General features: G+C 58.5%; 14 protein-coding genes and 3 pseudogenes. 5 read left to right on the top strand and 12 right to left on the bottom strand.

The window, feature by feature from the left end; translation table 11 throughout:
• Window positions 1-243: 243 nt before the first annotated feature.
• The 5 genes and pseudogenes from WB650_RS02115 to WB650_RS02095 form a co-directional block, all read right to left on the bottom strand.
• A pseudogene (locus tag WB650_RS02115) lies at window positions 244-1,251 on the bottom strand (alpha/beta fold hydrolase).
• A 96-nt stretch (window positions 1,252-1,347) separates the two neighbouring features.
• The gene (locus WB650_RS02110; RefSeq protein ID WP_422303469.1) at window positions 1,348-1,539 is read right to left on the bottom strand and encodes a hypothetical protein; all 192 of its coding nucleotides are present in this window, start codon (window positions 1,537-1,539) and stop codon (window positions 1,348-1,350) included.
• Window positions 1,536-2,336 (bottom strand): annotated as a pseudogene (locus WB650_RS02105) (DUF2652 domain-containing protein). Before WB650_RS02105 ends, WB650_RS02110 begins: the two are co-directional and overlap by 4 nt.
• A gap of 105 nt (window positions 2,337-2,441) precedes the next feature.
• Window positions 2,442-4,154: an ATP-binding protein gene (locus tag WB650_RS02100; RefSeq protein WP_422303468.1), complete on the bottom strand. Its 1,713-nt coding sequence runs from the start codon at window positions 4,152-4,154 to the stop codon at window positions 2,442-2,444.
• Window positions 4,155-4,217: 63 nt separating this feature from the next.
• On the bottom strand, window positions 4,218-5,348 hold the full coding sequence (locus WB650_RS02095; RefSeq protein ID WP_422303467.1) for an adenylate/guanylate cyclase domain-containing protein: 1,131 nt from the start codon (window positions 5,346-5,348) through the stop codon (window positions 4,218-4,220).
• A 238-nt stretch (window positions 5,349-5,586) separates the two neighbouring features.
• On the opposite strand from WB650_RS02095, the gene WB650_RS02090 reads away from it, so the two are divergent.
• Window positions 5,587-6,978 carry an FAD-binding oxidoreductase gene (locus WB650_RS02090; protein ID WP_423959238.1) on the top strand — a complete coding sequence of 464 codons (1,392 nt, stop codon included), beginning with the start codon at window positions 5,587-5,589 and terminating at the stop codon, window positions 6,976-6,978.
• 269 nt (window positions 6,979-7,247) lie between these two features.
• On the opposite strand, the gene WB650_RS02085 is transcribed toward WB650_RS02090, so the two are convergent.
• From WB650_RS02085 to WB650_RS02075, 3 genes are all read right to left on the bottom strand, one after another.
• Complete coding sequence (locus tag WB650_RS02085) at window positions 7,248-7,565, bottom strand: hypothetical protein (RefSeq protein ID WP_422303465.1); 318 nt, start codon at window positions 7,563-7,565, stop codon at window positions 7,248-7,250.
• A 48-nt stretch (window positions 7,566-7,613) separates the two neighbouring features.
• The gene (locus WB650_RS02080; protein WP_422303464.1) at window positions 7,614-7,931 is read right to left on the bottom strand and encodes a hypothetical protein; all 318 of its coding nucleotides are present in this window, start codon (window positions 7,929-7,931) and stop codon (window positions 7,614-7,616) included.
• A 301-nt stretch (window positions 7,932-8,232) separates the two neighbouring features.
• Window positions 8,233-8,838, bottom strand: coding sequence for a hypothetical protein (locus WB650_RS02075; RefSeq protein WP_423959236.1), 606 nt, complete (start codon window positions 8,836-8,838; stop codon window positions 8,233-8,235).
• A gap of 207 nt (window positions 8,839-9,045) precedes the next feature.
• On the opposite strand from WB650_RS02075, the gene WB650_RS02070 reads away from it, so the two are divergent.
• A complete protein-coding gene (locus WB650_RS02070) occupies window positions 9,046-9,171 on the top strand; it encodes a hypothetical protein (RefSeq protein ID WP_423959234.1) in 126 nt (41 codons plus the stop codon).
• 586 nt (window positions 9,172-9,757) lie between these two features.
• Here WB650_RS02070 and WB650_RS02065 read toward each other — a convergent pair.
• From WB650_RS02065 to WB650_RS02055, 3 genes are all read right to left on the bottom strand, one after another.
• Window positions 9,758-12,526 carry a protease pro-enzyme activation domain-containing protein gene (locus tag WB650_RS02065; RefSeq protein ID WP_422303462.1) on the bottom strand — a complete coding sequence of 923 codons (2,769 nt, stop codon included), beginning with the start codon at window positions 12,524-12,526 and terminating at the stop codon, window positions 9,758-9,760.
• Window positions 12,527-12,673: 147 nt separating this feature from the next.
• Entirely contained in the window at window positions 12,674-14,236 is a 1,563-nt protein-coding gene (locus WB650_RS02060; RefSeq protein WP_423959232.1) for a PQQ-binding-like beta-propeller repeat protein, read from the bottom strand.
• Window positions 14,237-14,677: 441 nt separating this feature from the next.
• Window positions 14,678-15,031, bottom strand: coding sequence for a hypothetical protein (locus tag WB650_RS02055; protein WP_422303460.1), 354 nt, complete (start codon window positions 15,029-15,031; stop codon window positions 14,678-14,680).
• A 703-nt stretch (window positions 15,032-15,734) separates the two neighbouring features.
• Between WB650_RS02055 and WB650_RS02050 the strand changes: the two are divergent.
• Both WB650_RS02050 and WB650_RS02045 read left to right on the top strand, forming a co-directional pair.
• Window positions 15,735-15,887, top strand: a pseudogene (locus WB650_RS02050) (helix-turn-helix domain-containing protein); the annotation flags it as partial.
• A gap of 159 nt (window positions 15,888-16,046) precedes the next feature.
• Window positions 16,047-16,568, top strand: a complete 522-nt coding sequence (locus tag WB650_RS02045; RefSeq protein ID WP_423959263.1) for a PAS domain S-box protein — start codon at window positions 16,047-16,049, stop codon at window positions 16,566-16,568.
• A gap of 221 nt (window positions 16,569-16,789) precedes the next feature.
• Here WB650_RS02045 and WB650_RS02040 read toward each other — a convergent pair whose 3' ends face one another.
• Window positions 16,790-17,272, bottom strand: coding sequence for a helix-turn-helix domain-containing protein (locus WB650_RS02040; RefSeq protein WP_423959230.1), 483 nt, complete (start codon window positions 17,270-17,272; stop codon window positions 16,790-16,792).
• Window positions 17,273-17,795: 523 nt separating this feature from the next.
• Between WB650_RS02040 and WB650_RS02035 the strand changes: the two genes are divergently transcribed.
• The gene (locus WB650_RS02035) at window positions 17,796-18,410 is read left to right on the top strand and encodes an AAA family ATPase (protein WP_422303824.1); all 615 of its coding nucleotides are present in this window, start codon (window positions 17,796-17,798) and stop codon (window positions 18,408-18,410) included.

Below are 18,410 nucleotides of genomic sequence, written 5' to 3'. Positions count from 1 at the left end.
GGAGTTGACGCCACGCCAGTGGAAACGCCTGCGGCGGGATTCCGGCACACAAGCCGCCGCCTGAACAGGGCCTCGGAGGAGGCTACTGGTATATTGTCTTGTGTCCCCAGCTGGGGTTCGCACCGCCAGTGCGCGCCGCGAGCAGGCGCTATGCACCCAATTCATCCAGCAGCGCCTTGGCGTCCTTCAGGTCGGCGGTGTCGAAGCCCTCGGTGAACCAGTTGTAGATTTCGGCGATCATCGTCATCCGGCTAGCAATTCGCGCAGTGCGGCATCGATGAACTCGTCATCGGGCGGATTCACCCCAAAGGCGGCGACGTGCCCCCAGATGGAAGGGATCGGTCGCAGTTCCGCATTCGGCATCTGCGCTACCTCGAGTTCGTTGTCACGCACTCGAAAATAAAGGTCGGTGGTGCTTGGCATCACGATGGCCCGTGCGCGGATAGCGCCTAAGGCGGCAGCCAAGTCACCCTTATGTTGCGGGTTGGCGCTGATGTCGGCATGCTGCCACGTCCAGAGCATCGCAAGCAGGTCGTTCGCGTCCCGTCTCCGAAAATTGCCTTCAACAAATCGGACCGTGTCCTCCACCGAGGCAAGGCCCATCTTGCGGTACTCTCCCTCGCGAAAGAAGTCTTGGGAGAGCAGCTAACCTGCGTACACCCGACTAAAGGCTTGCAGTCCCTTGATCGGCGGAGTTTGATACCAACCGTCTGCAAATGCCCCGTCGGCCAGAAGAGCAGCCTTCACCCCTTCGAGGAACAGGTGGTTATGGGGAGAGGTGCGTGCCGAGCCGCACAACGGCGCAATAGCCCGCACCATGTCAGAATACAAAGAGCCCCATTGGTAGGCTTGCTGCGCGCCCATCGAGTAGCCGACGACCAGCCGGATTCGGTCGATTCCCAAATGCTCCGTCAGCAGGCGGTGTTGGCAGACCACATTGTCGTACAACGTGACATTGGGGAATGCGGCGCGATCGAACGGCGGCGGGGCATTGCTCGGAGAGGATGATAGTCCGTTTCCAAACATATTGGGCACGACAATGAAGTAGCGCGCCAGGTCGAGTGCGCGGTCGGGCCGCATCATCGGCTCAGTGTCGGTGTGCTGACCGCCATAGAATGTCGGCATTACGATCACATTGTCGCGCGACGACGCGAGCTTGCCGTAGGTCTTGTAGGCCAGCTTCGCTTGCCGCAGCGTCAAGCCGGACTGAAGTACAACGTCGCCTAACTCAAAGATTTCGTGGTTGGGCATTGCTAGCTCCTCTCGCCGGCAGGACACACTCAACGCAGAGCTTTTTGATGGTGCGATGTCAGCGCCGCAGTCGAATAATTTAGTCTACTTTGACAGTCATGTGCTCAACTCTTCGAGCAGGGCGTTGGCGTCTTTCAAATCCGCGGTGTCGAAGCCCTCGGTGAACCAGTTGTAGATCTCGGTGAGCATCGCGCGGGCGTCGCCCGAGCCGTCCCGCCTATCTCCTTGAGAAATCACGATGCGCTCGAAGGGCCCGCCCCAGTGCCGCGCAGATTTGGACCGGTTCACGCCCGAGATTCCTTCCGTGCGAGCATTCGGCGAGGAATCACCAACGAGGAGTAGAGAAGCGAGAAGGGCAGTAGGAAGACATAATACATTAGGAACCCGGCGCTTCTCAGCCGTCCAACTGGCTTCACAGGATGTCGGAACTGTTCCAGCGCGGCACGGACGTGGGCCCCCGTCGCGCTACCCCAACCCAGATATTGCCGCAGGCGGGCCTCAAAAGTAGCCGGAGGCAACGAGTAAAATGCTTCGCGCTCGCGGTCCAAGGCCTCGCCCATGAATCGCGCATAAGTAGTTACGCGCTCGAGTCCTTCGCAGTTCTCCTCGCCTTTGAGGAACTCGCCGCTCATTCCGCTTCCGAGATCGCGGTAGGCGGCTTCGGTCATCAATAGATATTCGTGACTGGGCACCGAGTTCTTCAGAAGTCGATGAGCCAAAATCACATCGGTGCCCGAGATCTGGGAAAGCCCGGCAACCGTATTAAATACTGCGCGTCCGCTGTGAACGATGACCTTCAACTGAAGGTCTTTGTTTCTTCATATAGCGCACTTGCACGGAGTCGCCTCGGTCGCGGTAGCCATCGCCGCAATAAACGCCGCGAAGAAACGCTCCAGCTTGGTTCGTATCTGGGCCAGCGTCTCCTTCCAGGCCTGTTCGTCTCCAGGGTTGGCGGCATAAAGAAAGACCGCGTCTCCTTCGATCGCCTGGAGATGCAGGGGGATGTCGACCTCGTGCAGCATCGCTTCGATCAAATACGTAATGCAGAGCTGCCCATGAACGGCCGCGAGTTGGCTCTCGACCATAAACCGGGTGTATCCGCTGATATCGGCCAGAATCAGGACAACTTCTTGTTCGCGCGGTTCCATCGGCGAGACTCTAATGATTTTCCGGGTCAATAAACAGTCGATTCAGGCGGTCAGCTCATCCAGCAGCGCCTTGGCTGCCTTCAAGTCGGCGGTGTCGAAGCCCTCGGTGAACCAGTTGTGAATTTCGGCGAGAGTCGCGCGCGTTTCGTCGCGGCGATCGGTGTCGCGCAGCAGGTGCGCAAGCGAGGTGGCAGCGCGCAGCTCGAACATCCTGGCGCTCATCGCTTCTCGAAGGTGCCGGTAGAATAAACTCTCGAGCATCTTGCCAATCATCAGCGCAAAGGGATCTTTCATCGCGGAAGCGAAAGCTATCGCTTCGGCCATTCGGTCGCGTGCCAGGCTGATACGCCCCATCATCAATGCGCATAGGGCTGCGTTCAAGATGACCACTACGCTCGCCGCGGAATGAACGCTGGAAACGTCGGCGTCTCGATATTTTCGCCAAAGCGCGAATTGCGTTTCCGTTCCAACCAAATCTCCGCCGTAAAAGTGCGCCTGCAACATGCCGTGATATGCATTGCTAAAGCTGATCGCGCTGCCTTCCCGTTCAGCGAGTTCCAACAGCCGATGCGCCAATGAAGCAGCGCCGGCAAAGTCGCCGCTGCGCGTCATTATGATTCGACGAAGGTTTAGTTGTCTGATGAGTTCGGCAAGATTTCCGGTCTTCTCCGCGAGAATTGCGGCGCGGAGCGCCATCTGAAGAGTCTCGGGCGCACCGATGCCCTTTGCGCGCCACATCGCCTGCACCATCGAGCAAACCAGCTCCAGCTCGCGCGCGTCGCGCTCGGTCGACTCAGGCATCGTTCGTAGCAAGTCCAAACCCTTGCTCGACAGCGCTTGCGACTCCGTGTAGGCAAAGCGTTCCAGCGCTTGCGTGCTCGCCAGCGCCAGGTAGAGCACCGCCTTGTCGAGGTTGGCGCTGCGGGCGAAGTGATGCGCCAGTTCCGCCAGGTGGTCGTCGAGACTATCTGCGTAAATGGCCTCGATAGCATTGCCTGCGCGATCATGAAGCGCGCGGCGCCGTTCCATCAGCAGGGAATTGTAGGCGACCTCCTGCGTCAGCGCGTGCTTGAAGGTGTACTCGACATCGCCGACCGCCGGCTGCTCGTAGATGAACTCGCCCAACTGCAAGTCGTTCAGCATGCGATTGAGTTCGTCATCCGATTTCGCGACGACGCGACGAATCAATGACATTGGAAATTCTCGGCCGATGACCGCCAGCGTTTGCAGCAAGTCCTTCTCGTCGGAGGGCAGGCGGTCGATGCGCGCGGCGAGGATCGCCTGCACGGTGGGCGGAATCTTCAACTCGCCCAGCGCCTTGGTGAGGCGCACCGACGACCCCTCGCGCATTAGCGCACTTTCGTCGAGCAGCACCTGCACAGTCTCTTCCATGAAGAACGGATTGCCCTCGGTCTTCTCGACGATCAGCCGCTTGAGTGGCGCCAGTTCGGCACCGTCGCCAAGCATCGCGGAGAGCATCTCGTCGGCTGACTCCTTGCCCAGCGGATCGAGCCGCAACTGCGTGTAGTAGGTCTTCGAGCCCCACTGATGCGAGTACTCGGGGCGGTAATTCAGGAGCAGCAGGATCTTCGCGGTGCCGATCGAGTCGGCGAGCAGATTGAGGAACGCCTGCGTCTCCTCATCGATCCAATGCAGGTCCTCGAAGATCACCATCAGCGGCTGATTGAGCGACTCGCGCAGAAGTATCCGCTTGATCGCGTCGAGCGTGCGGCGCTTGCGGACCTGCGCGTCCATCTGCGCGAGCGGATCGTCGCCTTCGATGATCCCGAGCAGCGCGAAGAGATACGGCAGCGTGTCTTAGAGCGCGCGGTCCAAGGCTAGCACGGCGCCTATGACCTTGGCGCGGCGCGATCGCTCGTCGTCATCGCCGCTAATCTTGAAATAATTGTGCAGCAGATCGATGACGGGAAAATATGCCGACGCTTTGCCGTGAGACACCGAGAAAGTTTCCAGCACCATCCAGCCCGACTGATTCTTCACTTTGAATTCGAAGAAGAGACGTGACTTGCCGGTGCCCGCCTCGGCCATCGCCGCAACGATTTGCCCGCGACCGGCCCTGGCCTGGTCGGTTGCGCGCGCAAGCACTTCCATCTCGCGCTCGCGCCCGACGAACTTCGTCAGCCCGCGCCCCGCCGATCGTTGCAGCCGCGTGCGCAGCGGCCCCAACCCTGTCACCTCATAAACGTTGACGGTTTCGCTAACGCCCCTGACCCTGGTCGGGCCGAGCGGCTTGAGTGCGAAGTAGCCTTCGCACAGCTTGCGCGTCTGCTCGCTGGTCGCGATCGAGCCGGTCGGCGCGAGCGCCTGCATCCGCGAGGCGAGATTGGTGGTGTGCCCGATGGGCGTGTACTCGGTGTGTCCGCCGCCGGTCGCGATCGAGCGCACCACGACTTCGCCGGTGTTCACGCCGACGCGCGCTTCAATCGGCAGGTTGCCCGCTTCTCGCAATCGCGCTGAATAGTGTTTCAGTTCCTCCTGCATCCGCAGCGCTGCGTAGAGTGCGCGCTGCGGATGGTCCTCGTGCGCGACCGGCGCGCCAAAGAGTGCGAAGATGCCGTCGCCGGTGCTCTGCACGATGTAGCCGTCGTAGCGGCGGACCGCGTCGATCATCAGCTTCAGCGCCGGGTCGACGATCGCGCGCGCTTCTTCGGGGTCGAGGTCCTGCTCAAGCTCCGTCGAGCCCTTGATATCGGCAAACAACGCGGTGACGGTCTTGCGCTCGCCCTCGAGCGTCGGAGAGGCTTCTTCCGTTACGACGCGGACTGTCGCGACAATTTTATCTTGGTTCGATCTGGGTTTCGCAGTCCCCGTGTCACCCTGAAGCGCCGCGGCGCATTGGCCGCAGAAATCGAATCCCGGGGGATTTTCAAATGAACAATTCGGGCAGGTCACGCCGAGCGTAGTTCTGCACTTCCCGCAGAACTTCATGCAGCTGGATTGTCAAACTCGCACTTCGAGCACCGCATCGGCAGTCTCCCCGATTTCCTCACTCCGATGCGCGAGTATCGCCGGAACACGGAACAAAGAAAACCGCCTCGAAGACAAGCGCTGCGCGGGAAGCTCCCTGCCAGAGCCATCGGACAGCGATGTTAAAATCGGACGTTATCTGTTAGAGCACCATGGCCGCGCTCTTTGGGGCGAGCCCAGTCCGTACAACCAGGAAAAGATGGCAAACAACACTGCGCGCGTGTACCGCTCAGATGAAGGCTTCGTGCGTCAACTCATCGAGCCTCTCTTCAACAAGCTCGCTCTGCACCGATCACCTGACGTCATTGCATCGCCTCGAAGCGAAGTCGAGGTTGTGGAGTTGATGAGGGAGGCGAGTCAGCAGGGCTGGAAAGTTGCCGTTCGATCCGGCGGTCATAGCTGGATCGCCTCTTCGGTGCGATCCGGCGGGCTGCTGTTAGACATGTCCGCCTTCAAGTCGATCTCAATCGACGCAACGAAGCGAACAGCGAAGGTGGGACCCGCCGTCAGAAGTGGAGAACTCGTCAAAGCATTGGCCGCCCAAGGACTTGCCTTTCCAGTCGGTCATTGCGGCACTCCGGGAATTGGAGGCTTTCTGCTGGGAGGCGGCATCGGTCTGAATTGGGGCCATTGGAAGCCGGCGTGCTTCTCGGTTCGGAGCGTTCGCGTCGTCATGGCCGACGGCCGGGTCGTCGTGGCGTCGGAGTCGGAGAATTCTGAACTTCTGTGGCTTGCACGCGGCTCGGGCCCCGGATTCCCAGGCGTGATCACTGAGTTCGAGCTCGAATGTCAAACACGCCCGGCCGATACGCGACTGTCCTCCTGGCTCTTCGACCTCGACTCGCTGAACCAGGTCACGGGTTGGGTTGTGAAGGCATCGCGAAACCTGCCTTCGAATGTCGTGGTCGTCGTCTCCACTTTTGGACCTGACCGACCGATGCTGCCGCCCAGTGAGGGTGTCCCATCGCACCTGGTAGGCGTCACCGCAATCGCCTATGTCGACTCAGAGGAGGAGGCTCGCGAAGCGCTCAATGCACTTAGCGAAGGTCCTGGCTGCAGTTCGGTCTTTCAGAGTGAACTGGACCCGGTGCCGTTTGAAATGCTCTACAGCATTATCGACGCGACTTTCCCGGAGAACCACCATTATCTGGCTGACACTTTCTGGACCCCGCTGGACGTGCAGGGTGCCATGTCGACCATCAGCGAGTTGATGAGGGAGGCACCGTCGGGAAAGAGCTTTCTGCAAGCTGTCATGCCGGGCCATGGCGCCGCCGGACAGGGCCTTCCGGACAAGGAGGCAGTCTATTCAATGGACGAACGGACTCTTATGTGGACTTATGCCATTTGGAAGGAAGAGGCTGATGATCAATCCAATCGTCGTTGGATGAAGGACCTAGTGGCCAAGCTTGAGCCTATCAGCAAGGGACACTTCTTGAGCGAGGCCGATTTGCACGTTTCACCTCAGCGGGCATCGCGCTGCTTTTCACAAGCTAACTGGCAGCGCTTAATCGATTTGAGGCGAGTATTCGATCCTCATGGAACCTTTCACGGATTTCCAGGAGCTGGCTTCGACAAAACGCCATCAAGCTGACCTTGGTACCTGGGTCTCGTCGTGATAACTGATCCGATGCCTTGCCGGCGGCTGTTTCCGCTAACCGATGGCTGTGTCTATTCAAAACCTCATCCGCGTGACGAAGCGCGACGAGTGTCTTACTGCAACGCTCGATGCTCGCATTGCTGATTCGGTTCCTGCTTGCGCTGCGCGCGGTGTCTGAGGCAGGCGCCTCCCGCCCGAAGTCCTGACCTTTCGCGGATGGCAGATGACGGGAGGGGAATCGTATCCCCTCCCGTGAGATTCAGTTAGCCGAGCGGGATTTCGGAGTACACTGCCGATGAAATGAGATCGGCGGACGGTTTGTCAGTCGAGCTGACCTCCGCGACCAGCTTTTGCCAATCCTTGTCGGTCTGGAGTTTTGTGTTGAGCTCGCCATGAGCCTTCCAGTCGGGCGTCTCGATCACATAGAGAACGGCATTCGGATTCGCGCCTGCGACGGCGCTGAGTGTGCGCGTGGTCGCGCCCAATCCTCGTAGAATTTTATCCGCACGCTTGGCGATGCCGATGAATTGTTCCGCAGCGCCGGGGCGCGGCGTGTAGGTAAAGACTTGTGCGATAGCCATAGTTATCTCCCAATTAGTGATGAAGGTGTTTTCGCGTTCGGGCCCCGCCTAACTCGGCACTTCGACGTTGAGGCCTATGGCGACTCTTTCGGAGTTCGGCGATTTGCTCGAGTTGATCTCAGTCACGAATGACTGCCAGTCCTTATCGGTCTCGAGCTTAGTCATGTAGTTGCCGTACTCCTTCCAGTCGCTGTGCTCGACCACGATTGCGATGGCTCCCGCGTTCGGGCCGGACACTTCGTTGTAAGCGCGGAGTGTTCCACCCAGACGCTTGATCATTTTTTGAGCCCGCGCGATGTCGCGCATCAGCGCTTCGAGACGACCGGGTACAGGTTTGAGAAACAACACGCTTGATACCGCTGCCATAGTGAGCCTCCTGCCGTTGGTAACTGTTGCCGAACACCGTGGAGCGCGCGCGAGGGAAATCACCTCGCAACCGCGTCCACCCCTTTTCGGCGAATCGCTGGTTCCGAGAGAAATCAGGAAGAGCTGGCCGAAGCTGGCGAGAACTACGCCGTTGCCAGGTTTGCGTCAAGGGCGATTGCGGCCAAGATCAGTCGACGATTTCGGTGGCTAGCAGGATCCGGAAAAAAGGAAGGCTACAACTAGTCTGAGTCGAGGTCTTTGGCCGAAGCAGAGGATATTGGCCCAGGGGTGATGGAACCGGTTATGCGTTTAGCTGGTCGAGCAGTGCCTTGGCGTCTTTCAAATCGGCGGTGTCGAAGCCTTCGGTGAACCAGTTGTAGATTTCCGCGAGCATCGCGCGCGCCTCGTCGCGCTTGCCCTGCTTGTCCAGCAATCGCGCGAGGCTCATCGTCGCTCGCAGTTCCATTATCTTCGCGCTCGTCCTTTGCGCGAGCGCGATCGCTTCGCGGAAGTCGGCCTCGGCCAGTTCGCGTTTGCCGATCTTAAGCTGCAGCTCTCCACGTAACGTGAATGCATCAGGCCGAGTGACCGCCTCGTCAGGATTCGCTTCGAGCGCGTTTTCGATTGTGACCAGCGCATCGACCAGCGCGCCGTCCAGGGCTTGGGCTTCTGCCAGGTACGTGAGCTGGGCGGTGATTCCGGCTTTTGTCTTGAGTTCGATCAGGCCGGCAACACCGCGGCGGAGCAGCGCGACGCCTTCGCCTGCGCAGCCGAGTTGTGCGCGCGCCCAGCCCAAATAGACTCGTGCGACCTCGGCCATATAGAGAAAGCCGCACTCTTCGCACAGGGCTAACGCTCGCGTGGCCGCGTCTTCGGCGCGCTCGGGCTCTCTGAGCGACGTGTACATCGCACTCTCCCAAGCCAGAGCCTGTGGGATCTCGTAAGGGCTTTTGCTATCGTGGGCGAAAGCGCTCGCCTTAGCCATTCGTTCGCGGGCTTTGTCGCTCAGGCCCAGCGCCCAAGCGCAATAACCTCCGTACGCGAACCCAAGCGTGGTAAGCGCAGGAAACGGACCAAAACCGGAGACTTCACAAATGCCGCGCCAACGGGTGAAATGCTCCTCGGCGCCGACGAGGTCCCCGCGAGAATAGCGCACCACGAACTGAGCTTCATGCGCGAGTCGGAGACAGGTGTCACTGCCTTCACGCCGGGCAAGGTCGAGTGCCTGGTCGGCAAGTGAGGCCGCGCCGGCATAGTCTCCTGCTGCGAAAACGGCAACACTGTTCACCCCTACTTCTAGAGCGAGCTGGGAAAGATTTCCGCTTTTCTCGGCCATGGCGCGGCTGCGCGCAAATATCTCGACAGTCTCGGGCGCAGTCGGGCCTTTCGTCGCCCACAACACCAAGCCGACTGCCGATACGCATCGGAAAGTCAAACGACTTGCCCCCGTATACACCTAGCGCGTGGAGGGGACTAGCAGGCTACGCGAGAACGACTCAGCAAAAACAAACTTGGCGGCCTGTGTGTGGCGAATTACTGATTTCCCTGCTCCGTCCCGCAAATTCCCTGATCCGCAAAAAGACTGGGTGGCGGATGTTCTCTGCGTCAAATTCCGCATTTTCTGCTACGCGAGGGCACCGGAGAAGGCGAGTCTTTGGGATCTGCCACCGATTTATGCCCGATTCTCTCTGATCGGGATCGAGTTTGTGCCCTTTCATTGAACATCAAGCCAGCGGCGCAAGCCGTCGCGAATGTGCGAGGTGAGTGGACGAAGCAGCCAACTCCAAGGATGCGGCTCTTCTGGTCCGAGCGAGTTATTGCGGTTCTCACTTTGGCGCCTTGCCCATGCCCTTGAGGTTCACCGACTGCGGGTCGCGTTCTGCATTGTCGATGATCGTCAGGGTGGCGTCTTGCGGTCCCGGCCCGGCCGGCGTGAAGGTAACTCCGATCGTGCACCTATCGCCAGGCAGCAGCGGTCCAGTACAGTCATTCGTCACGTTGTAAGGACTAGAGGGTCCGCTTAGCCCTTCCATCAACACGGTAACGCCGGGCTTCTTCTTGTTGCTCCTTGGATTGCTCACGGTGACGTTCTTGGGTCCGCTATGCCTCCCGACCTCGACCGTACCGAAGCTCAACGTCGCGGGCTTGATCTTGAGCTTGACTGGAACGGGGGTGGGCGTGGCTGTCGCAGTGGTGGTTGCCGTTGCTGTCGCGGTCGGTGTGGTCTTTGAAGAGGGTGTCGCTGTCGGAGTTGCCCCAGTCGCAGTTGCAGTGGCCGTGGCCGTTGGGGTCGGGATTGCGCTTGGCCAGGCGCTCGCTAAGTTGTATGCGTCGACCGTGCCGATTCCCGTGGCAAAGTTCCAGCCGGTGGTTGCTGGATATGCCGGTTGGTACACACTGGTGGAAGTCGAAAGCACGCCAACATCGGGCTCATCCAATCCACCAGGCAATCCATCGGCAAAACAGTCAGGGTCGCCTATAGTGCAGGGTTCGTCCATGTCGCCTTGGGTTACGTCGTGGAAGATACATGAACTGGCCACGCCATTGCCGAGGGTCGAGTTGCAGGAAGAGTTGCCGCTCGCGCCATACTCGGTGCGGGCGAGGAAGTAGTAGAAGGGATTTGGATTCGCCTGGCTACTTCCAGTGCTCTGATCCACCAGCGCCTGAATCCCGGCCATGATGGGCGAAGCGAACGACGTCCCGCCCGCGCAGGGCCACGTGCTGGGAGCGCCAGAACACGAAGCGTTGTGTGTATCGCACAACACGTAGCAGTGCCCCAAGAGTCCGTCCGCGGCGAACAGCGAGATGTCGGGAAGGTCGCGCACTCCATCGCTGGGATTGCCGAAAACCGATTGGTAAGATGGCTTTGACCATCCAACGCAGCTCCCGCTCACGACGCCGGGGGTGGACGGCGCGCCAGTCGCGCAGCTGCTTGGTCCGCCGCCGCCCCCGTCGACCGCCACTAAAATAGGAAATGCCTCTGCATCGAGCGAGTTGCACAGTCCGCTCGATCCGTAAGTCGAGGAAAAGCCAAGAAACCCAGCGAGCAACTCACTGGCGCAGGAGTCGTTCCAGGGGATTTCCGGAATATAGGAAAGTGCCGAGCCGTAGGTCGTCCCGTTCGACGAGCTCCAGTAAGTGCTGCTGGTGCCCGCGTAGACGTCGCCAAAATCGGTGCCGCCCACGGCAACGTTGTACTCGGTGGAGGCAAATCCGCTGACACTAAGTCCGAAGGTTGCCGGTCCCCCTTCTCTATCCGCGTCATTGGCATCAGCGCCGGCATCGCCCGACGCAACGAAAACTGAAACGCCTTCGCCCACCGCCGTCTGATACAAAGACTCGATGGCGGCGTTGGACGCTGTACCGTTAACCGCCTCGGATTCGCCGTAACTGACGCTCACGACGTTCGGCACCGGGGTCAAGGCGCCGTTGAGTATGTTCTGCAGAGCAACGAAGACCCCGGAAGCGACGGTCGCGCCGAAGGTCCCGGTGCTGACGTCCCCGCACGATCCCATGACGATGGTCGCGTTGGGCGCCGCCGCGCTGGCCCATTCCGCATCCAGAATCGGCTCAACCTCTACGAAGGCGACCGCGCCTGGATCGGTACAGTTACTCGTGCCGCCAGGCGGCGGCGGTTGGAATTGGCGGAAGCTTCCGCTCGGGAAGGCGGTCGAAAGACCGAAGGTGCTTCGGAAGGTATCCCAGTCTCCGGGACCGCAGCTTCCGGTTGCGACACCAGTACAACAACCAGATGGCTCGCCACTCCCTGCACAAACCGCATTTCCAGGATTAAAGACGTCGCTATCTTCGACCACCGCAATGATCTGGCCTTTGCCGGAAATGCCCTCGGAAAAGAGCGGATTCAAATCGTAGATTGTGGCCAGGTCCGCCGGCACGACCGGGTGACAAGGGGTGTACAGGCCGCAAAGACCACCAGGGGAGTAGTCGGGGCCAGCCTTGTGCATCTGGTGCGGCCTGAAGTCGTGCAGCGATACGATGCCGACAACCGCCGGTGCCAGCGCGGCCGGAATCCGCGGGTCGCTCACGTTGGCGATGTGCTTGGTGCCGTTCACGTTGAGCTGATGAACCTCAGTGTGGAAGGCCTCGCGCACCTGGCCCGCCGTACCTGAGAAGTCGATGACCATGCCGTTGGGGTAGACGACATTGACGGTGAAGCCGTGTGACCTGAGCCAGCCGGTGATTGTGGCCATATCTTCCGGCGCCAGACCGTAGCGCTGTCCGATTTCCTTCGGGGTCAGCCAGTGGTGATAGTTTGGTGACTGGGGGTCGCTCAGTTGATCGATGTAATGCTCAAGCGCCTGTTCCCGTTCGGGAGAGCGCCGCAACTGGAGAAACATGTGCTCGATCCGGAAGCTGTCAGCGACTGGCCCGCGATCATTCTTTGCGTTCGCTTCCGGACGCGTGTTCCCTGCGAGGGTCACCAATTTCGTATCGCTTACCGCCTCAGTGATTAAAGGGCGGGGCTGTGCCTGCGCTCCAAAGGCTTGCCGGAAGCCGGCTATCACTACCAGAATGATCGAGCAGCCCAACACCACGCGAATGCGAGTGGTCGAATAGGCTATTGAAGCCTTCACTCGGCCTCTCCCGCGGTCACGGTGAACGGTGGCGTCAGGCTGCCCACGCTTGAGCTCAGCATCCCCTTGCCAGCGTTCTTCAGCACCGGTTACTCCGATTTCTGAGAGCCGGCGCGGTATTGGAAGACGAGAGCGCATTGCACACGGTCATTTGCCGGCAACCCCAGTGCCTGAAACCTTCACGCTGACGCTTGGTTTGCGTGCGTCGCTGCTTTGGACGACGAGCGACTGCGACGTCGGCCCCGCGGTGGTGGGCTCGAAGAGAATTTTTTCCTTTAGATATTCTCTGGGCCCCAAGAGAAACGCGCCGGGCCTGCCTGCTGTAAACGGGGAGGCAAGATTGCCTACGCTGCCGGTAAGCGGCTGACTCCTGCTGATATTCGTGATCTTAAGAATTTTGATCCTTGGAGCATCTCCGATACCGGTCGCTGGAAATTTGAGCGGATCGGGATTCAGCGACATCATGCCACTGGGCGTCGGTGTGGCCGTTGGTGTGGGCGATGGTGGAACGCCATGGCCGATTGCGAAAAGACGATTTGACTCTTCGACGTTCATGTAAATCGTCCCATCGGCGCCAATCGTCGGCGAGGACTGTATGAAAGCCCCGACGGCGAACTTCCACTTAATCGAGCCATCGGGATTTACCGCGTAGATAGTGTCGTCATTGGCGCCAACATAGACAGCGCCGTCGGCTCCGATGGCGGGCGAGGAGATTACCGCTCCGCCAAAGCCTTGGTCTTCGTCGGTGAAAACTTCCCACTTGAGCGTGCCGTCGGGGGTTAGCGCGTTCAAGCTGACTCCGTCTCCGAAATAGATCGAACCATCGACGCCGACAGCGGGGGAGGATAGCACCCAGTAATTCGGGTTAAGGTAGAACCACTTCAGCGAGCCGTCGGGATTGATGGCAAAGAGGGCGGCGACATCATGACAATACGGACAGAAAACCAAAAAAGAGGAACCGACATAGACAGTACCGTCTGCCCCTACCGCTGGAGAGGACTCCCCGTCGCTCGCCGGGAAGGACCACTTCAACGAGCCATCTGGGTTTACCGCGTAGGTGTTGCCGTCAGCGGATTCGAAGTAGATAGTTCCGTCGGCGCCGATCGCCGGTGAGGAACGCTCATTGGTAAATGCAAGTCCTTCCGCCAGCACCCACTTCGGCGTGCCGTCGGGGTTGATCGCATACAGTTTGCCGTCATCGCAGTAAACGTAGATCGTTCCGTCGGCTGCGATGGCGGGCGAGGATTCCAATTCGAAGCCGGTCTGGAAAGTCCACTTCAGCGTCCCGTCCGGATTTACGGCATATAGATAACCGTACGAATCATTGCCGGCTAGGACGCCGAATGAGCTAGCATAGATAGTTCCGTCGGCTCCGATTGCGGGTGAAGCATCCAGTGGCCAGGCGGCTGCGTAGGTCCACTTCAGCGTTCCATCCGGATTAAAGGCGTAAAGATTATTGTCCCCAGGCGTTGAATAGATTGTTCCGTCTGCGCCAAGGGTTGGGGACGCGAGCGGGTCATAATAGTCATAATCCTCGGCTGAATATGGATAGGTGAAGACCCACTTCTGCACGCCGTTGTTAGCGGTGGTATCGTACTGGCTCTGGCCGGTGTGCTGGGAATCGTGCCGAAAAGCTGGCCAGGGCGAAGCCGCCAGTTGAGCGCGCGGCGTGTTCGCCAAAGCGAACGTAATCAGGGCGCACGCGGCCAAACTTAAGACCACGGTGGCGCCAATTCGGCCTGCTTTCTTGTAGCGTCTCGTTGGGTCCCCCCCGCTTGCACGGTCCGCTGGGCAATCACATTTATCTTCGTACTAGTGGAAGAAAGTCGCAACCTGTTTACAACCAGAGTTCCTAAATGACAACGGGCGAGCTCTGCAAATATCCTGATCTGCGAATAGGGGCTCTGGGGTTCGTATGGACTGTCTCCCCGCCAACCAGTCCGCGATTTTCACCTTCTCTGCGGAAAATTCGAAAATAGTGCGCAGGCTCGCGCATTTCCTTCGATCTGAGGGCGCCGAAGAAGCTTAGATTCGGCCGTCGGCAGCTGATTTATGCTCGATTCTCTCCGTCGAGGACTGAGCCGGTGCCCCTTCGCACCACAGCGGCCACTTTTTGCCTAACGTGTTGCGGATGATGCTCCCTCGGGTCGTTCAGCCGCTTTGGGGAATATGAGCTCGCGCGACTGAACGCAGAAGAGAGTTCAGGTCTTTCGCGGTGCGGTGCAAGCGGCGCGCTCGACTCTCGAGCAGTCGAGATAGTGACTTATCGAACACCCTTTCGGCTGCCACCATCTCCATCTCCTCGGCACCTTCGTCGATTGTCCGCCGGAGGTTCTGAAGCTGAGCGAGCATGGTGGATCGGTCGATCTCAAAATATTTCAAAGTATCATTCGGACGTTTGCTGGAGCCCCGCTTGCCCTTTGTGAAAGTCTCTGTTGTGATTCGTCCTGCATGACCAGATCGCGGCTTCAATTTTTTCGGAGGGATTACCACCTTCTCGACCACTTCCCGTTCGAGCTCGACTGTGATGCGCGGTTGAACTTGGCGCGCGCGGATTGTACTGCTCAGTTAGTGCTGCCTGGTGGCAATGCACTTCGCAGGTGGCGAAACAACTCACTCCTAAGTAGGTCGTGAAAGATACTTGTCTCGTCAGCGACAAATGCAGCTGCGTCCGTTGCCCGGATCATTTCGAAGGACGGGAGGCACGCGCTGAGTATCTGCCAGCAACGTTCCGCAAGCTCAGACGGTCCCGAACCAACACTCCTGGAATCATGAGCGGCAGCGTTGCAAGGAGCTGATGGCAGTCGATAGGCGGACCGCCGCCTATCAAAAGTAGATCGGCGCTCGGCTAGAGGCTTGGCCACGGCTCGCATCCTTGATTTTCGTCCTCGCCAATCTTCAGCTCGGTCGGAGAGTTGCGCGCGGTTGACAATTTGTCTAGTAACGATCCGTTGTCCCGACTGTTTTTCATCAATGAGGAGAAATTTGCATGACTAAGATGGTCATAGCGGAACGAACGCGCCGAATCGGCCACTGCGACAGTGCAATTAGATGAAGAGGGGTTGCCCGATCAGCGCCAATTGTTTTATGTTCCCTGCAAACTTTTTGGGACCGCTAAATATGACGGTCGAACGCGATCCGTGTTCATGCGATGCTCATTAAAGGCTGAAGGACTTGATACCTGAGATGCCCAGCGACAGCATCGTCGATGACAATGGAAAAGCGGAAAAAGCGCCTTCTCACCGTAAAAGAAGTAGCTGCCTACCTGCGGGTTAACCAAACCACAATTTATCGCCTGGTACGGAAGTCGCAAATTCCCTCGTTTAAAGTGGGGGGCGATTGGCGATTCAATCTCGATAGCATCGATGAATGGAGACTAAGCTCGAACGCGATTCGGCTTGAATCTCGCGATTCCTTCTCGTCGCGACGGGCGATGGATGCCGTGGACATGCCGTCCGATTTGGTTCGTCTGACCCAAACCATTGTCCAGATGATCGCGCCGATAGATGGGTTGCAAGCGATGATTCCGCGCTTAGAAAGCATCGCGCATGCGATCGAGGACAAGCGCGAAACATCGGACGAGCTCGCGCTCCTCTATGAGGGCCAGGCGGTTCCCTATCGTACGCATTGGGAAAACCTCTTCGAGTTTGCGCCGCTCGCATTCGGGGTTGTGAATTCCAAGGGTCGCCTGGTGAGTTTCAACGACGCATACTGCCGACTGTTCGGATTCTCATCCAAACAATTGCGAACGGTTCAGCTGGCTGGCCTGGTGCACGAGGCGGATTTCGGTCGCTTCACACAGTTGAATCGCCAGTTGTTAAGCGGCGAAGTCGAGTCGGCCGTGTTCGTCGGCAAAAGGCTCACGGGAAAAGGGTTGCCAATATTGATCAGGTCGCACGCATGGACGGTGCGCCGAAGACCCTCCAGGAAACCGGAGTATGCGGCGGCCGTTCTCCAACGGCTCGCTACTCAGGAGGAAGCTGCTATCGGATTCGAGCGATGCGCAGAAAAACTTTCCAAGCAGCGTCGCCAAGTTCGGTAGAGCCCACAGCAGGTGATCGTCTCGGCATTAAATTCAAACTGAACAAATTCCCCAGGTCCCCACAAATCAGGATACGGTGTTTGCTTTGATTCCGTTTCAAAAATTCTCACTATGCAGGCGTGAATAATCGCTGCACAAAGCTGTGCGGAGCGGAATCAGGTACCGCTAAGCACGCTGGACCTCAGAGCCTGTGGCTTGGGAGCTAACAGGACTGCTGATAGCTATCTTCCGACGGCGTGACGAACCGTCTTCAAAATAAAGATCAATTCGCGAGGCGACTGAATTTCCCCAAGAAGCGCCACTTGTGACAACATCTCCATCTCGTCGTTCGAGACGTTGTGGATGCGTCGAAGTTGTTCGTTCGTTCGGAACTGTTCCCAGGCCGAAACCGAACCTTCTGCCCTCTTCGCTTGAGCAGAGAATGAAGCCTGAATGTGCGGGTTGGCGAGAAAGGACAGTTCGCGGTAGTCAAGACCGAGCACTTCCGCCAGTCTCCTGACAATCTGATCGGATGGGTGCCGCTTGCCCGATTCCAAGTACGCCACATATGGCGTCGAAGTCTTGATCAACGAAGCGACTCCGTCCTGCGTGAGATCCAGCTCTCTGCGCCTGCTGCGTATCGCCTCACCGAAATCAGGTTTCTTCGGACGGTCTGATTTACCTTTCGAGGCGCGTCGCGCAGAGGTTGATCTTGCTTTCGACATTGTACTGGACTCGCAACCTTATCGACCACTCTACAATATCTTTCATCCGAAGATCTCTCGCATTCGGCATCGGAATGAACCCACCGCCACGCCGCCGCGCTCGCGCGCTCGTGGGCTCGTAGAACGAGGCACGCGTTGGCTTCACCATGAGGGCATATTTTCCACGTGTGCCTTCGGCTTCCCGGTGGATGGGAAACCGACGATCTTTGTTTAGTACTTGCGCGCGGCTAGCGCCAATGGCGGTCGTTACAGGAGGAACGAATGGTCCTCTTCTTAAAAATGCATGCCGGCGATATTGCGTCGGCGAATTCAAAAACTCCAGACTTTTCGGCGCATTCGGAGTTTTTAGTAAAACCACCGCTTGAGAACAGAAGTGTGTCTTTCGGATGCATTATCGACCTTTTGGTAGGTAAGCTGACGATTCCAAAGCCCCTCCCGACCGGTCGTTTTTCTGATACCGATCTATGGCAGAGACCTTGCTTAAAATTGCAGCAGCCTCCAGGTATGTCGAGGTAAAAAGCAAATGCTCTACCTGATCGGCGGTGCCCCGCGTTCCGGGAAAACCACGCTTGCGCGACGAATGCTCGCCGAGCACGGAGTCCCGTACTTCTCGATCGACACTCTAATCGCCAGTTTGGCGAGCGCGCAGCCTGAAATCGGAATGCGGGTGAGCGATCCGGCGCCTAAGCGGATGGAAATAGTCTGGCCGACGATTCGGAAGGTCGCCAGCGATGTGCTGCAGAGCGGCGACGATCTCCTGCTGGAGGGCGACGTGCTTCTACCCAAGCATTTGGTTGAATTCGGTCACAGTAGCCACGCCGGCATCAAGGCCTGCTTCATCGGCTATGCGGACGTGGATCCTGTAAAGAAGCTGCGCGCGATTCGGGAGCATGTCGCCGCTGGAATAGACTGGACCGAGGAACTCGACGATGCCCGTCTGCTCAATCTGATTGGCGAGCTTCGCGCCTTCAGCGAATGCCTGCGCCGCGAATGCTGCCACTACAAGATTCCCTATTTCGACGGATCTGTATGTTTCGCGAGCGCGATTAGCGAAGCCAAAACCTATCTGCATTCGCCCGCCCAGCTCAACCACCTGCACGCGCCGCCATCTCGTCAATCCAGTTTGCGCTTTCCATAA

The organism is Binatus sp. (SeqCode) (assembly GCF_049584895.1).
Classification (GTDB): domain Bacteria; phylum Desulfobacterota; class Binatia; order Binatales; family Binataceae; genus Binatus.
Note: the sequence above shows the minus strand (reverse complement) of the source record. Positions and strands in the feature narration are given on the sequence as shown.

Bases quoted from the DNA above. Each gene is read 5' to 3' on its own strand.
- WB650_RS02090 (WP_423959238.1), top strand. From the start codon at position 5,587: ATGGCAAACAACACTGCGCGCGTGTACCGCTCAGATGAAGGCTTCGTG.
- WB650_RS02035 (WP_422303824.1), top strand. From the start codon at position 17,796: ATGCTCTACCTGATCGGCGGTGCCCCGCGTTCCGGGAAAACCACGCTT.
- WB650_RS02075 (WP_423959236.1), bottom strand. From the start codon at position 8,838: ATGTACACGTCGCTCAGAGAGCCCGAGCGCGCCGAAGACGCGGCCACG.
- WB650_RS02085 (WP_422303465.1), bottom strand. From the start codon at position 7,565: ATGGCTATCGCACAAGTCTTTACCTACACGCCGCGCCCCGGCGCTGCG.
- WB650_RS02045 (WP_423959263.1), top strand. From the start codon at position 16,047: ATGATTCCGCGCTTAGAAAGCATCGCGCATGCGATCGAGGACAAGCGC.
- WB650_RS02080 (WP_422303464.1), bottom strand. From the start codon at position 7,931: ATGGCAGCGGTATCAAGCGTGTTGTTTCTCAAACCTGTACCCGGTCGT.
- WB650_RS02070 (WP_423959234.1), top strand. From the start codon at position 9,046: ATGCTCCTCGGCGCCGACGAGGTCCCCGCGAGAATAGCGCACCACGAA.
- WB650_RS02095 (WP_422303467.1), bottom strand. From the start codon at position 5,348: ATGAAGTTCTGCGGGAAGTGCAGAACTACGCTCGGCGTGACCTGCCCG.
- WB650_RS02100 (WP_422303468.1), bottom strand. From the start codon at position 4,154: ATGGACGCGCAGGTCCGCAAGCGCCGCACGCTCGACGCGATCAAGCGG.
- WB650_RS02040 (WP_423959230.1), bottom strand. From the start codon at position 17,272: ATGTCGAAAGCAAGATCAACCTCTGCGCGACGCGCCTCGAAAGGTAAA.